This is a genomic window from Kribbella sp. VKM Ac-2566 (assembly GCF_004366005.1).
Lineage (GTDB): Bacteria > Actinomycetota > Actinomycetes > Propionibacteriales > Kribbellaceae > Kribbella > Kribbella pratensis.
In genome coordinates this window covers 180,509-194,487 of record NZ_SODT01000010.1, presented here as the reverse complement: position 1 = coordinate 194,487, position 13,979 = coordinate 180,509, and the positions used below count along the sequence as shown (strand labels likewise).

The following is a 13,979-nucleotide window of genomic DNA, read 5'->3' as shown; positions in this document are numbered from 1 at the left end:
ACCCGGTCGGATGAGGTAAGGTTTACCCCGGCTCGCTCTTCGGAGCGTCCATCGGGCTGTGGCGTAGTTTGGTAACGCGTCTGGCTGGGGGCCAGAAGACCGCAGGTTCAAATCCTGTCAGCCCGACATTCGAGGGGCACCGAACAGGTGCCCCTCTTCTGCATTTCAGTGGACGTCGGCCAGTTGCCTGGGCTCGGGCTCGTCGGCGATCTTGAGGGACTCGCCCTCGATGTCGACGCGCGGGGTGATCCGGTCCAGCCACTTCGGGAACCACCAGGCCCGGTCGCCGAGGAGGCTGAGGATGGCGGGAACCAGGGTCATGCGGACGACGAAGGCGTCGATCAGGACACCGATGGTGAGGCCGAAGCCGATCGCCTTGATGATCGGGTCCTCGACGAGGATGAAGCCCGCGAAGACCGACGCCATGATCAGCGCCGCGGCGGTGACGACGCGCGCACCGTGACCGAGGCCCTGGACGGTCGCGTCGTTCGCGTGCCGCCCGTGCACGAACTCCTCCCGGACCCGGGACACGATGAACACCTCGTAGTCCATCGCCAGCCCGAACAGGATGCCCATCATGATGATCGGCAGGAAGCTCACCAGCGGGCCGGGGGAGTCGATCCCGACCAGGCTCGCCAGATGCCCTTCCTGGAACACCGCGATCGTGATCCCGAACGTCGCCCCGATCGTCAGCACGAACCCGAGCGTCGCCTTCAACGGCACCAGCACCGACCGGAACGCCAGCAGCAACAGCAGGAACGAGAGCCCGATCACGACGAACAGGTACGTCGGCAACGCGTCGGACAACTTGTTCGACACATCGACGCCGACCGCCGTGTTCCCGGTCACCGAGATACTCGCGTCGCCCGTGGCGAGCGGCTGCACCGCCGACCGCAGGTTCTTCACGAGATCAGCGGTTTCCTCGCTGGCCGGCCCGCTCTTCGGGATCACCTGCAGCAATCGCGTCGTACCGTCCTGACTCGCCGCGGCCGGCTGCGCCGCGACCACATCCGGCAGGCCCTGCGCCTTGCCCAGCGCCTGCTGTACCAGCGCGTTGGACGTCGCCGCGCTGTTGCTCTTCACAACAACCACGAGCGGCCCGTTGGCGCCGGGGCCGAACGCCGCGGCGGTCAGGTCGTACGCGACCCGCTGGTTGCTCCCGGCCGCTGCCGAAGCGCCGTCCGGCAGCGCGAGCTGCATGTCCTTCGCCGGGATCGCGAGCAGGCCCAAGCCGATGATGCCGACAGCAACGATCGGCACCCGCAATCGGGTCACCAGCCGGCCCCACCGGAAACCGAAGCCTTCCTTGTGAGTCGCCGCAGCCGGTGACTTGCGCAGCTTCCGCGGCAGCACCCGGTTCCCCACGAACCCGAGCAGTGCCGGCAGCAACGTCAGCGCCACGAGGACGGCGGTCAGCACGGTTGCCGCTGCGGCCAGGCCCATCGCGGTCAGGAACGGTACGCCGACCACGGACAACCCGGCGAGCGCGATCACCACGGTCGCGCCGGCGAACAACACCGCTGACCCGGCCGTCGCAGTCGCTCGCGCGACGGACTCCTCCGGATCCATGCCTTCGCCGAGCTGCGACCGGTGCCGCGAGCTGATGAACAGCGAGTAGTCGATCCCAACGGCGAGCCCGAGCATCAGCGCCAGGATCGGCGCCGTCGACGACACGTCGGTGAACGCGGTCACGATGAACAACCCGGCCATCCCGGCCAGCACGCCGAGCAGCGCCGTCACCAGCGTCATCCCGGCCGCCACGAGGGACCCGAACGTGACGACCAGTACCACAGCCGCGAACGCCACACCGAGCACCTCGGTCGCGCCGATCTCCGGTACGCCGGCCTTGATCTGTCCGCCCGGCACTACCTGGAGATCACCCGAGCTGAGTCCGCTCAGTCCGTCGTACCCGTCGCGGCTCTCGTGCGACAGCTCATCGGCCGGCTTGTCGAACTGGACGCTGATCAATCCCGTCGTACCGTCCGGGCTGATCGCCTTGCTGGTGAAGGGGTCGATCGCCACGATCACCTCAGGCACCTTCGCGACCTTGGCGACGGTGGCGCCGACGGCGGCCTTCACGGTCGGGTCGGCGAGTGTTTTGCCGTCGGGCGCCTTCACCACGACCGTGGCGGACGCACCGCTGGCGGCCGGTAGCTCGTGCTTGAGCGCGTCGAGCGCGCGTTGCGACTCGGTGCCCGGGATCGAGAACGTGTTCGCGGTCTTGCCGCCCAGCGTCAGCGCACCGACGCCGAGGACGACGAGGAACAGCGCCCACAGGGCGGCGACCAGGCGCCTGCGCTGATAGGAGAACCGGCCGAGCCGGTACAGCAGATTGGCCATCGTGAAGAGCGTCCGTTCAGATCGGTACGGCGTACGGGCAGAAGTGATCGCCCCGTGGCGGCGGGGGAGTCGGGTCGGGGCTCAGGCGCGGCGGAGGATTCTCCGCAGGGCGATGTCGCAGAGTCTTCGGAGGTCGTCGTCGGTGCGTTCCTGCGCGTGCCGGCACTCGCCGAGGAGGCCGTTGATGGCGAACTTCGCCAGGTCCTGCTCGAGTGGGTCGTCGGACCCGGCCAGGTAGTCCGAGAGTTGCATGCCGTCGGCGACGAGTTGCGCGACCTCGGGCATCTGCTCGATCACCGGGAGGATGTCCTGGAGCACGTCGACCACGCCGCGATGGACGACGGCGAGATCGATGAAGCTCCGGATGGCGAGCTCCTGTGCGTCGGCCCGGGACAGCCCGGCGGCCGCCTTGACGAGCGCGGCCACGTCGGCGGCGGCGGGCTCGAGGACGGCGGCGAGGACGGCGGGCTTGCCGCTGAAGTGGTACAGCACTGTCGCCTTGGAGCAACCGGCTGCGGTCGCGATGTCCTGCAGTGACGTCGCGTTGTAGCCGGCGGCCTGGAACAGGTCCATCGCCTGACGCACGATCTCGCGCCTGGTCCGCTCCCGCGCCGGGGTGGTAACTGCCATGTCATGCATCATGACTGACCGATCGGCCAGTTTTCAACCGATCGGTCAGTTTTGTGGTCCGGGCCACGTGGTTGTCTTCGGTGTAATGATGTAATTCAGGAGGCGAGAGCGATGGCTGACGAGATTGCCGACGGGGTGGCCGGGGACGACGTACTGGACGCCTACTCCCGGGTGGTCTCGGGCGTGGCGGCACACCTGATCCCGCGGGTCGCGAGCCTGCGGATCCACAGCCGGCGCGGCGACTCGTCCGGCTCCGCCGTCGTCCTGACCGGCGACGGGCATCTGCTCACGAACGCGCACGTGGTCGGCGACGGCGTCGAGGCGTCGGCCGAGTTCGCGGACGGTACGACGGCGCAGGCCCGGGTGGTCGGGGTGGACCGGCTGTCCGACCTCGCCGTACTGCGGGCCGACCGGGAGATCCCAGATCCGCCGGAGTACGGCGACGCGGACGTGCTGAAGGTCGGGAACCTGGTGGTTGCCGTCGGGAATCCGCTCGGCCTGGCCGGGAGCGTGACGGCCGGCGTGGTGAGTGCGCTGGGCCGGTCGTTGCCGGTGCGCAGTGGCTCCGCTCAGCGCATCATCGAGGACGTGATCCAGACCGACGCAGCGCTGAACCCGGGCAACTCAGGCGGGGCGCTTGCCGACGGCAACGGGCGGGTGATCGGGATCAACACCGCCGTGGCCGGGATCGGGCTGGGTCTCGCGGTGCCGGTCAACCAGACCACGCGCCGGATCATCTACTCGCTGCTGCACGACGGTCGCGTGCGTCGCGCGTACCTCGGGCTCGTGACCAAGCCCGCGCCGCTGCAGCCGGCGCTCGCGGAACGGTTCGATCAGCGCTCGGCTCTGCGCGTCGTCGAGGTCATTCCGGCCAGTCCGGCGGCGGCCGCGGGTCTACGGCAGGGCGATCTCGTCCTGGCCGTGAACGGCGTACAGCTTCGGGATGCTCAGTCTCTGCAGCGTCAGTTGTTCGAGGACGCGATCGCGCGCCGTACCGAGATCACCGCGATCCGGAACAACGCGCTCGTGGACGTGATCGCCTACCCGGCCGAGCTCAGTGATTGAGTTCGGCACGCAGGAGCACACAGGTGCCGGGTTTTAGGGGCGCGTTCGGGAAGGTGAAGTCGCGGGTGACCTCGCTGAACCCGAAGCGGCGGGTGAGATCGAGAATGGCGCCGTTGGAGAGATTGACGAAGGTGTAGATCTCGTCGGCGCGCTCGGTGGTCCAGCGGATGCGGTCCTGGGTGAGCAGGTCGCCGATGCCGTGGCGGCGCCACTCGTTCGAGACGATCAGCCCGATCAGGTAGTACCCGTCCGGAGCCGTTGTGGGCGGGTCGGCGGGGGAGATCTGGTGCCGGATCACGGCGCCGTACCCGACGACTTGACCATCGATCTCGGCGACGGCGGTGTACCGGTCGGGGTTCTGGAGGTCGGCTTGGAGCTTGCTCCGGCGCTCGTCGACCGACCCGCCGGTTCGCGTGACGATCAGCTCGGCGCAGGTCGTGAGATCCGCGTCCACGGCCGGGCGCACGAGGACGTCGGCCGTCTTGCGAGCGGCCCCGGGCTCATATTCCGCGAAGCCGGTCATGCAGGCATCCTAGGATCGGCCGGGTGGACGAACTCATGCGGCAGGTCGACGAACTGTACGAGCGGGCGATCTTCAACGGCGAGTACGACGGCCTGCCCGCCGCCGACCGCGCACTGGACACGGTCGAGGCCCGGCTGCTCCTGCAACGCGGCCGAATCCTCCACTGCCGCTTCCTGCAACCGCACGCCGACCCGCCGGAAGACGTCGACCGGTCGCAGTCGCGCGCCGAGCAGCCGGGAGAGTCGCACGTCGACCCGGTGGAGGAGCTCGCGTACTTCGAGCGTGCGGCGGACCTGTTCCGTGGCGCCGGCGACGAGCGCGGCGAGGCCGAGGCGTTGTTCTGGATCGGCTGCTTCCATCAGGTCGTCCGCGACGACAACCCGACCGCCATCCCCTTCCTCAGCCAGGCCGCGGACCTGTCCCGCAAGACCGGCGACCAACTAACCCTCTCGTACGCCCTCCGCCACCTAGGCATCGCCGCCCACATGGCCGACGACTACCCCAAAGCCCGCGACCTGCTGGAGGAGTCCACCGCACTCCGCCGCACCCTCAATTTCACCGCCGGCGTCGCCGCCAACCTGGTGGGCCTCATCTACCTGGCAATAGCCCAGAACCGCCCCGACGACGCCCGAGCCCTAGCCGCCGAAGCCACAACCCTCGCCACCACATCTGGCGCCACAAAGATCACCGAACAAATCGAAGCCGCCCGCTCACGCATCTGATGGCGGGGTGAGCAGTTGGACAGGAGGTATCGGTTGGCTGGGTAGTGCACCTCAGCGTGATTGTGGTTGTGCGTACAGCGTCTCGCTGGTGCTCTACCTGTCGAGCTGCACACGACCAGCTGACCGCGAGTGGTTACCAGCCCCGGTTGCGCCATTCGGGGAGGTTGGGGCGTTCAGTGCCGAGGGTGGTGTCGGAGCCGTGGCCGGGGTAGACCCAGGTTTCGTCGGGGAGGTCGGCGAAGAGTTTGGTCTCGACGTCGTTCAGGAGTGAGGTGAAGCGCTCGGCATCGCCCTGGGTGTTGCCGACGCCGCCGGGGAAGAGCGAGTCGCCGGTGAAGAGGTGGGGTGCGCCGTCGGGGTCGTCGTACAGGAGTGCGATCGAGCCCGGGGTGTGACCGACGAGGTGGATGACGCGGAGGCTGCACCGGCCGACGGCGATGTGGTCGCCGTCGTCGACGGGCTGGTCGGTGGGGACCGGGATGCCCTCGGCGTCGTACCGGCCGGCGACCGTGGTGGCGCCGGTGCGGGCGACGACCTCGGCGAGCGCCTCCCAGTGGTCCTGGTGGCGGTGTGTGGTGATCACCCGCGCGAGGCCGCCGTCACCGATCAGCCGCAGCAGGGTGTCCGCTTCGTTCGCGGCGTCGATCAGCACCTGCTCGTCGGTATGCCGGCAGCGCAACAGGTACGCGTTGTTGTCCATCGGCCCGACCGCGACCTTGGTGATCATCAAGTGGGCCAGCTCGTGCGTCTGCGCTGCCCCGCCGACCTTCACGTTCCCGTGGTACTCCGGCATCTCGCCTCTCCCTGATCTCGGTGACACGCCGATCCTCGCACCTCCCGACCACCGGTGCAGCCACCACCTGCGCCGATCGAATATACTTTCGAAGAGGCTTCCGGATTCGGCAGGCGGAAGTTTTTGTCGGTGGGCCTCGTTAGCATGACCGGGCATGCCAGAGATGCACCCCCAGCACCACCCGGAACCCCTCGAGAACGGCTGAGAGTGAGCTTGTGTCTGACCGTCTGATCGTGCGCGGAGCGCGTGAGCACAACCTGAAAGACGTCTCGGTCGACCTGCCGCGGGACGCCATGATCGTCTTCACCGGCCTGTCCGGGTCCGGGAAGTCCAGCCTGGCCTTCGACACGATCTTCGCTGAGGGTCAGCGGAGGTACGTCGAGTCGCTCTCGGCGTACGCGCGGCAGTTCCTCGGCCAGATGGACAAGCCGGACGTCGACTTCATCGAGGGCTTGTCGCCGGCCGTCTCGATCGACCAGAAGTCCACCTCGCGGAACCCGCGGTCCACCGTCGGCACGATCACCGAGGTGTACGACTACCTCCGGCTGCTGTTCGCCCGCGCCGGGCGGCCGCACTGCCCGGAGTGCGGCGAGCCGATCGCGCGGCAGACGCCGCAGCAGATCGTCGACCGGGTGCTCGAGCTGGAGGAGGGCACCCGGTTCCAGGTGCTCGCGCCGGTCGTCCGCGGCCGCAAGGGGGAGTACCTGGATCTCTTCCGCCAGCTGACCGGTCAGGGTCTGTCCCGGGCCCGGGTCGACGGCGAGACGATCCAGCTCACCGACCCGCCGAAACTCGACAAGCAGAAGAAGCACGACATCGACGTCGTCGTCGACCGGCTGGCGGTGAAGAGCTCCGCCAAGCAGCGGCTCACCGACTCGGTCGAGACCGCGCTCGGTCTGGCCAGCGGGCTTCTCGTGCTGGACTTCGTCGACCTGCCGGAGGACGACCCGCACCGCGAGCGCAGGTTCTCCGAGAAGCTCGCCTGCCCGAACGATCACCCGCTCGCGATCGACGAGCTCGAGCCGCGGTCGTTCTCGTTCAACTCGCCGTACGGCGCCTGCCCGGTGTGCACCGGTCTCGGGACCCGGATGGAGGTCGACCCGGAGCTGCTGGTTCCGGACCCGTCCAAGTCGCTCGACGAGGGCGCGATCCAGCCGTGGGCGGGGCAGAACGTCTCGCAGTACTTCGAGCGGCTGCTGGAGGCGCTGGCGAAGGACCTGAAGTTCAAGACCAGCACGCCGTTCGGGGAGCTGCCGGCGAAGGCGAAGAAGGCGCTGCTCACCGGCCACGACAAACAGGTCCACGTCTCGTACCAGAACCGCTACGGCCGCGAGCGGTCGTACTACACGAGCTTCGAAGGCGTCATCCCGTACGTCGAGCGGCGGCACGCGGAGGCGTCGAGCGACACCGGGCGGGAGCGCTTCGAGGAGTACATGCGCGAGGTGCCGTGCCTGGCCTGCAACGGCGCGCGGCTGAAGCCGATCTCGCTGGCGGTCACGCTCGGCGGGAAGAACATCGCGGAGATCAGCGCGATGTCGATCGACGAGGTGCACGGATTCCTGTCGCAGATGGAGTTGAGCCCGCGTGAGAAGCAGATCGCCGAGCGCGTGGTCAAGGAGATCGGCGAGCGGCTGCGGTTCCTGCTCGACGTCGGTCTGGACTACCTGGCGCTGAGCCGGCCGGCGGGTTCGCTGTCCGGAGGTGAGGCGCAGCGGATCCGGCTGGCGACGCAGATCGGTTCGGGTCTGGTCGGCGTACTTTATGTGCTCGACGAGCCGTCGATCGGCCTGCACCAGCGGGACAACCGGCGGCTGATCGACACGCTGGTCCGGCTCAAGGAGCTCGGCAACACGCTGATCGTCGTCGAGCACGACGAGGACACCATCGACCACGCGGACTGGGTCGTCGACATCGGCCCGGGCGCCGGTGAGCACGGCGGCCAGGTCGTCGTGTCCGGCACGGTCGAGGACCTGCGCAACCACCCGGACTCGATCACCGGCGCCTACGTGTCGGGCCGACGGGAGATCCCGATCCCGGCGGTACGGCGGCCGCTCACCGAGGGCCGCGAGCTGACCGTGTACGGCGCGCGCCAGAACAACCTGAAGGATCTCGACGTCACCATCCCGCTCGGGGTGTTCGTCGCGGTCACCGGGGTGTCCGGCTCGGGCAAGTCGACGCTGGTGAACGACATCCTCTACACGTCGCTGGCGCGGCAGATCTACGGCGCCCGCGCGGTGCCCGGACGGCACACGAAGATCTCCGGGATGGAGCTCGTCGACAAGGTCATCCACGTCGACCAGTCGCCGATCGGCCGCACGCCGCGGTCCAACCCGGCGACGTACACCGGCGTGTGGGACCACATCCGCAAGCTGTTCGCGGACACGCCCGAGGCGAAGGTCCGCGGGTACCAGCAGGGTCGCTTCTCGTTCAACGTGAAGGGCGGCCGCTGCGAGGCCTGCTCGGGTGACGGCACGCTGAAGATCGAGATGAACTTCCTGCCGGACGTGTATGTCCCGTGCGAGGTGTGCCACGGCGCCCGGTACAACCGCGAGACGCTCGAAGTGCACTACAAGAGCAAGACGGTCGCGGACGTGCTGGACATGCCGATCGAGGAGGCGGCCGAGTTCTTCGCGGCGATCCCGGCGATCTCGCGGCACCTGAAGACGCTCGTCGAGGTCGGCCTCGGGTACGTGCGGCTCGGGCAGCCGGCGCCGACGCTGTCCGGCGGTGAGGCGCAGCGCGTCAAGCTGGCGTCCGAGCTGCAGCGGCGGTCGACAGGCCGCACGGTGTACGTGCTGGACGAGCCGACGACGGGCCTGCACTTCGAGGACATCCGCAAGCTGCTCGGCGTTCTCAACGGTCTGGTCGACAAGGGCAACTCGGTGCTGGTGATCGAGCACAACCTCGACGTCATCAAGACCGCCGACTGGATCATCGACCTCGGCCCCGACGGCGGACGTCGCGGCGGCACCCTGGTTGCGGAAGGTACGCCGGAGCAGGTCGCGGCCAACCCCGCGTCGTACACCGGGCAGTTCCTCGCCGAGATCCTCAGGGGTCGCGCGGCCAAGCCGAGCGCCAAGCAGGCCGCGGCGAAGTCGGTGCCGGCGAAGAAGGCGGTTGCGAAGAAGACCACCGCAACAAAGAAGACGGCCGTCGCAAAGACCACCGCCGCGAAGAACGGCGGTGCCAAGAAGAGCACGGCGGCCAAGAAGGCTGCGCCGGCGAAGAAGACGGCTGCCAGGAAGCGCGTCGCAGGCTGACCAGAGAGTCAGCGACGGAAGAGCTGCTGCCAGAGGTGCCGGACCCAGGTGCGGCGCGGTGACGGCAGCAACGCCGCCGGCAGCATGACTGCCGGCGGCTTCGCGAGCGTGACCGGCACCTGAACCATGCGGTCACCCTGCAACCAGTACAGGTCGGGGCTGCACTGGTCCGGCGCATCGCGGTAGGTGTCGGCGACGTACTGCGCCAACCGGTCGGCGGTCTGCTGTCCCGCATCGGCTGCGCAGAACGCGACGCTGCTCAACCTCGGTACGCCGACCAGCACGCCGAGTCCGATGGAGGCCTGGGGCAACAACTTCTCGCGGTCGACGATCGCCATCGACACGAGTGGGTCGTCGTCGCGGGAGAGCACCGAGAAGCCGTCGTGCTCCACCGGCCGCAGGTCCGAGATGTGCTCGAGCGTCAACTGCACCGGCGACGGTACGTCGGGATCGCCGAGCCCGAGCATGGAGCGCCGTACGACGGTCAGCCGGCGGTAGTCCGCACCGGTGCCGATGAAAACCACGACCTCGAAATGGTCGCCGAACGGGATCAACGCGTCCGCCACCGGACCAGAGGTTCGCGCCGACCAGCCGCGCTGCAGCAGCATCGCACGCTGACGTACGGCGACGTCGCCGAACCGGTGTTCCTCCGTGGCCAGCTCGCCTTCCGCGACGACCGCGCGCAGCCAGGCCTCGATCTGCTCGGCCCAGAGCTGCTGGGGGAGCTGACGGCACCGGTCGATGATCTCGCCGAGGCCGACGACGGCCGACATCTGCAACGCGCCGCGGCCCCAGCCGACCTCGACCGTGCGTTCGGCGGTATCGACGACGCATCCCGGCATCCACATCGGCGCCAGGTCCGCGATCGCCTTCAGAACCGTCGAGTCGTTCGTCGTACCAGTCATCTCCAGGCCTCTCCCACCACTAAAGTGTGCCGGGCGATGACTGAGTCTGACTGGCAGGGGGACATGCTGCGCCGAATGTCGGGGCAGTCGGCACCACCTGAACAGACCCAAGAACCCGAGCAACCCGCGCCTCAGCCCTCACTCCCGCCTGCAGATCAGACTCCGATCCAACCCCAGGCGGACCAGCAACAGCACCCCCACCAGCAGCATCAGTACGAGCAGCTCCCGGCGCAGGCGGCGTACCAGCGGGACCAGCCGCCCGCGGATTGGAGGCGCTCGGCGGGGGACAGCGAGGAGTCGGTGTTCGACAAGTTTCGGCGGGTTGCGGCCGAGGCAGTGTACCTGGTCGGTGGATCCGGCCGCCTGCAGCATGAGGTTGACCTGATCGCCACCTGTCGCCGCCCGATCGCGATCACCTGCTGGGTCGGGGTGACGAGCCCGGTGCTGAACGGCGGTACGTCGACGGTGACGGCGCTGCTGTCCACGACGCTGGCGGCCCAGCGGGCGGACCGGGTGGTTGCGGTCGACGTCGATCCGGGCGGTGCCGAGCTGTCGCGACGGCTCGAGCTGACCCGTGGCTCGGGCGCGATCGAGGGTGCGAGTCTGGTCCGCAGCGACCCCACCGTTCCGGCGCTGCGGTCGACGCTCGCCGCCGCGCAGAGTCAGGGTGCGCGCGACGTCGGTCTCGCCGTCGTGGACTGCCCGGGCAGCATGTTCGACGAGATCGCCACCGAGATGGCGAACACCGGACACTGCACGGTCCTCGTCGTACCGTCGGCGCCGGACATCGCGGCGTACTGCCTGCAGCAGCTCGATCAGCTGGCGCCTGCCGGACAGGACGTGCTGCTCAACCGCGGCGTCGTCGTGATCACGGTGGTCGACAGTTCCACTCTCGACACAGCCCGTTGGCTGGTCGACGCGTTCCGGCAGCGCGGACTGGATCCCGTTGTGGTGCCGTACGACCCGCACATCGCCGGCGCCTGGCCGCTGCACTCGAGCGAACTGGAGACCGAGACGCGGCGCGCCGTCCTGGAACTCGCGGCCCGTGTCGTCGGGATCGTGACGCGGACTGCCAGCTGATTCACAGCAAACCTTCAAACTGCGGTTCAATCCCAGCGGCGTTGAACCGTTCGCCCGATCCGCCCGTTTGACTCGGTATATAGCGTTCAACTACTTCGATCAGCAGGCTCCTGGAGGTCCGGATTCATGAGCGATGACACGATGGCACCAGCCACCACACCGCCGCAGGCCGATGGACTGGCCAAGGCGGCCGACGGTCTGCGCGACCGGAGGACGGTGCTCCGTTGCGCGGCGATGGTCGCGCTCGCGGGTGCCAGCGCGCCGATCCTCGCGGCCTGCGGTGGCAGTGACGACGCCTCGGGCGGCGGTACGACACCGTCCGCGAGCGGCTCGAACTCGGCGCCGAGCGCCAGCGGCAGCGCCTCGTCGAGCGCCCCTTCGTCGAGTGCCCCGTCATCGAGTGCGCCGGCCGGTGGCGGTGCGGTGCTCGGCCCGGTGTCCGACGTACCGGTCGGCGGCGGGAAGGTGTTCACCGACGCGAAGGTCGTGGTGACGCAGCCGACCGCGGGGCAGTACAAGGGTTTCTCCGCGGTGTGCACGCACCAGGGCAACCCGATCGGCTCGGTGGAGGGCGGCCAGATCGTCTGCCCGTTCCACAACAGCCACTTCAGCATCACCGACGGCAGCCCGGTCAGCGGACCGGCGCAGACGGCCCTGCCGGCCGTGAACGTGAAGGTCGAGGGCGGCAACATCGTCGAGTCCGCCTGACCGATTTGCTGGGCTGACCAGTCAAATTGGTGGGTCCACCAGGCAAATGGGGGGTTCCCCACCCGGAATCAGGGTGGGGAACCCCCTATCTCATGGGTCAACCCATGAAATGGGTCAGGACTGGTCGGCTGCTCCGACGAACAGGAGCTTGTTCGGCGAGCCTGTGCCCGGGTCGCCGACCTTGTCGGCGGTCGAGGTGTCGACCAGTGCCTTGGCGACGTCGGCCGGTGTGGCGTCCGGGTGGTCGGCCAGGTACAGCGCGACCCCGCCGGCGACGTGCGGCGTGGCCATCGACGTACCGCTCATCTTCGCGGTGGCGTCCGGGCCGGTGATGCCGACCGAGGTGATGTCGACGCCCGGTGCGAACAGGTCCACGCACTTGCCGAAGTTCGAGAACTCCGCGCGCTTGTCCTGGTCGTCGGTAGCGCCGACGGTGATCGCCGAAGGCTCCCGCGCCGGCGAGCCCTGGCAGGCGTCCGCGCTTTCATTGCCGGCAGCAACGGCGTACGTGACACCGGAGTCGACCGAGGCCTTGACCGCCGCGTCGAGGGCGTCGTCGGCGCCGCCGCCGAGGCTCATGTTCGCGACCGCCGGCTTCTTGGCGTTCTTGGTCACCCAGTCGATCCCGGCCACAACAGACTCGGTCGAGCCGGAGCCCTTGCAGTCGAGAACCCGGACGCCGACGACCTTCGCACCCTTGGCCAGGCCGTACGTCGTGCCCGCGATGGTGCCGGCCACGTGGCTGCCGTGGCCCATGCAGTCGACGCCGTTCTGGCCGTCGCCGACCGTGTCGGTGCCGACCGACGCCCGGTCGCCGAAGTCCTTGTGGGCGGCATAGATCCCGGTGTCGATCACGTAGACGTTCACGTTCTCGGCGGTGGTCGACGCCTCGTACTTCTTGTCCAGCGGCAGGTCGCGCTGGTCGGCGCGGTCCAGGCCCCACGGCGGGTCGTCCTGGCTGACCGTGATCTTCTGGTTCTGCTGGACGAACGCGACCCGCTTGTCACCGGCCAGCTTCTTCGCCTGGTCCTCGGTCATGCCGGCGGAGAAGCCCTTGATCGACGAGTCGAACTGCTTGTTGATCTTGACGTCGTAGCCCGAGGCCAGGCTCTGCGTCGCGGCCCGGGTCTGTGCCCGCGAGTTCTGGCCGGCCAGTACGACGATGTAGCTGCCGGGGATCGCGTTCGAGCTGCCGGCGCCGCGGATCGTCGCGGGAGCGGTTTGCGACGCGTCACTACCGGCCGCGGTGGCGGCGATCCCGGTGACGGCGAGCGCGGATGCAGCTGCAGCACCCAAAAGACGGCGCTGCAGGGCGCGTGATATCCGAAGGGGTGGGAACATGGGCGGAACTCCCTCGAGTCAGCGCAAGGCCTTGTTGCCTCACGCAAAGGACCTGCGCATCTACCCTGGTCCACACGCTAGGGAGCGCGCCCATCCCAGCCGGGGGTCAACTCAGCCTTATGACTCAACCCGCAATACGACCGCAATCTTCAGCTGGTTTGCCGCATCTGGTGATTGGAATACTTGCGCGCCGCGAACTCGTACGCCTCCACGATCAACGGGAGCAGTTGGTCCAGACCGGTCGGGTCGACGATCGCGACCCAGTGCTGAGCGGCATAGAACGGATGGGGCATCAACACGTCACGGGCGGCGTAGTCGTGGCCCGAGTCGAGCACCCAGTCGGCGTCGCGCTCGGTCGGTACCGGTCCGAACAGCGACGTGTACGTCGTCTTGGTGAGGCCGAGGTTGAGACGCCAGGAGCCGGGCTCGTCGAGCCGGGACACCTTCTCGTAGTGGTCACCGGTGACGATGGTGGCGAACGGTTGCTGCCGCTCCGCGGGCAGGTCGGCGGCCGGGTCGTACAGGTAGAACAGGTCGTCCTGGGCCTCGAGCACCCGGACGCCGTCGTACGCGCGAATCAGTCGGTCCAGTTCTTCAGCTCTCATACCTTCA

General features: G+C 68.5%; 12 protein-coding genes and 1 tRNA gene. 6 read left to right on the top strand and 7 right to left on the bottom strand.

The annotated features are described in order from the left end of the window. Positions 1–52 precede the first annotated feature (52 nt). A tRNA-Pro gene (locus EV647_RS19290) sits at positions 53–126 on the top strand. A 39-nt stretch (positions 127–165) separates the two neighbouring features. Here EV647_RS19290 and EV647_RS19285 read toward each other — a convergent pair. Further along, the gene (locus tag EV647_RS19285) at positions 166–2,340 is read right to left on the bottom strand and encodes an MMPL family transporter (protein ID WP_134004806.1); all 2,175 of its coding nucleotides are present in this window, start codon (positions 2,338–2,340) and stop codon (positions 166–168) included. A gap of 81 nt (positions 2,341–2,421) precedes the next feature. Then, positions 2,422–2,970, bottom strand: a complete 549-nt coding sequence (locus tag EV647_RS19280; RefSeq protein ID WP_134004804.1) for a TetR/AcrR family transcriptional regulator — start codon at positions 2,968–2,970, stop codon at positions 2,422–2,424. Positions 2,971–3,081: 111 nt separating this feature from the next. Here EV647_RS19280 and EV647_RS19275 point away from each other — a divergent pair, with 111 nt between their 5' ends. Beyond that, complete coding sequence (locus tag EV647_RS19275) at positions 3,082–4,035, top strand: S1C family serine protease (RefSeq protein ID WP_134004802.1); 954 nt, start codon at positions 3,082–3,084, stop codon at positions 4,033–4,035. Here EV647_RS19275 and EV647_RS19270 read toward each other — a convergent pair. Beyond that, entirely contained in the window at positions 4,025–4,558 is a 534-nt protein-coding gene (locus tag EV647_RS19270; RefSeq protein WP_134004800.1) for a GNAT family N-acetyltransferase, read from the bottom strand. The genes EV647_RS19275 and EV647_RS19270 overlap by 11 nt on opposite strands. A gap of 23 nt (positions 4,559–4,581) precedes the next feature. Between EV647_RS19270 and EV647_RS19265 the strand changes: the two genes are divergently transcribed. After that, entirely contained in the window at positions 4,582–5,280 is a 699-nt protein-coding gene (locus EV647_RS19265) for a tetratricopeptide repeat protein (RefSeq protein ID WP_238177293.1), read from the top strand. Positions 5,281–5,413: 133 nt separating this feature from the next. Here EV647_RS19265 and EV647_RS19260 read toward each other — a convergent pair whose 3' ends face one another. Then, positions 5,414–6,073 carry an MBL fold metallo-hydrolase gene (locus tag EV647_RS19260; RefSeq protein ID WP_134004798.1) on the bottom strand — a complete coding sequence of 220 codons (660 nt, stop codon included), beginning with the start codon at positions 6,071–6,073 and terminating at the stop codon, positions 5,414–5,416. 215 nt (positions 6,074–6,288) lie between these two features. On the opposite strand from EV647_RS19260, the gene uvrA reads away from it, so the two are divergent. Beyond that, positions 6,289–9,333 carry an excinuclease ABC subunit UvrA gene (gene uvrA / locus EV647_RS19255; protein WP_134004796.1) on the top strand — a complete coding sequence of 1,015 codons (3,045 nt, stop codon included), beginning with the start codon at positions 6,289–6,291 and terminating at the stop codon, positions 9,331–9,333. A gap of 8 nt (positions 9,334–9,341) precedes the next feature. Here uvrA and EV647_RS19250 read toward each other — a convergent pair whose 3' ends face one another. Next, positions 9,342–10,238: a hypothetical protein gene (locus EV647_RS19250; protein ID WP_134004794.1), complete on the bottom strand. Its 897-nt coding sequence runs from the start codon at positions 10,236–10,238 to the stop codon at positions 9,342–9,344. 36 nt (positions 10,239–10,274) lie between these two features. On the opposite strand from EV647_RS19250, the gene EV647_RS19245 reads away from it, so the two are divergent. Then, positions 10,275–11,318 carry a hypothetical protein gene (locus EV647_RS19245; protein WP_134004792.1) on the top strand — a complete coding sequence of 348 codons (1,044 nt, stop codon included), beginning with the start codon at positions 10,275–10,277 and terminating at the stop codon, positions 11,316–11,318. Between the two features lie 126 nt (positions 11,319–11,444). Continuing rightward, positions 11,445–12,026 (top strand): Rieske (2Fe-2S) protein, encoded by a 582-nt coding sequence (locus EV647_RS19240; protein WP_134004790.1) that lies wholly within the window; start codon positions 11,445–11,447, stop codon positions 12,024–12,026. A 114-nt stretch (positions 12,027–12,140) separates the two neighbouring features. Here the strand turns inward: EV647_RS19240 and EV647_RS19235 are convergent, their stop codons facing one another. Beyond that, positions 12,141–13,322: a S8 family peptidase gene (locus EV647_RS19235; RefSeq protein ID WP_238177292.1), complete on the bottom strand. Its 1,182-nt coding sequence runs from the start codon at positions 13,320–13,322 to the stop codon at positions 12,141–12,143. 194 nt (positions 13,323–13,516) lie between these two features. Then, positions 13,517–13,972 (bottom strand): DUF6194 family protein, encoded by a 456-nt coding sequence (locus EV647_RS19230; RefSeq protein WP_134004786.1) that lies wholly within the window; start codon positions 13,970–13,972, stop codon positions 13,517–13,519. Positions 13,973–13,979 lie beyond the last annotated feature (7 nt).

Excerpts from the sequence above, each read along its gene's own strand:
- EV647_RS19285 (WP_134004806.1), bottom strand. The coding sequence starts at position 2,340 with ATGGCCAATCTGCTGTACCGGCTCGGCCGGTTCTCCTATCAGCGCAGG.
- EV647_RS19280 (WP_134004804.1), bottom strand. The coding sequence starts at position 2,970 with ATGGCAGTTACCACCCCGGCGCGGGAGCGGACCAGGCGCGAGATCGTG.
- EV647_RS19275 (WP_134004802.1), top strand. The coding sequence starts at position 3,082 with ATGGCTGACGAGATTGCCGACGGGGTGGCCGGGGACGACGTACTGGAC.
- EV647_RS19270 (WP_134004800.1), bottom strand. The coding sequence starts at position 4,558 with ATGACCGGCTTCGCGGAATATGAGCCCGGGGCCGCTCGCAAGACGGCC.
- EV647_RS19260 (WP_134004798.1), bottom strand. The coding sequence starts at position 6,073 with ATGCCGGAGTACCACGGGAACGTGAAGGTCGGCGGGGCAGCGCAGACG.
- EV647_RS19250 (WP_134004794.1), bottom strand. The coding sequence starts at position 10,238 with ATGACTGGTACGACGAACGACTCGACGGTTCTGAAGGCGATCGCGGAC.
- EV647_RS19245 (WP_134004792.1), top strand. The coding sequence starts at position 10,275 with ATGACTGAGTCTGACTGGCAGGGGGACATGCTGCGCCGAATGTCGGGG.
- EV647_RS19240 (WP_134004790.1), top strand. The coding sequence starts at position 11,445 with ATGAGCGATGACACGATGGCACCAGCCACCACACCGCCGCAGGCCGAT.
- EV647_RS19230 (WP_134004786.1), bottom strand. The coding sequence starts at position 13,972 with ATGAGAGCTGAAGAACTGGACCGACTGATTCGCGCGTACGACGGCGTC.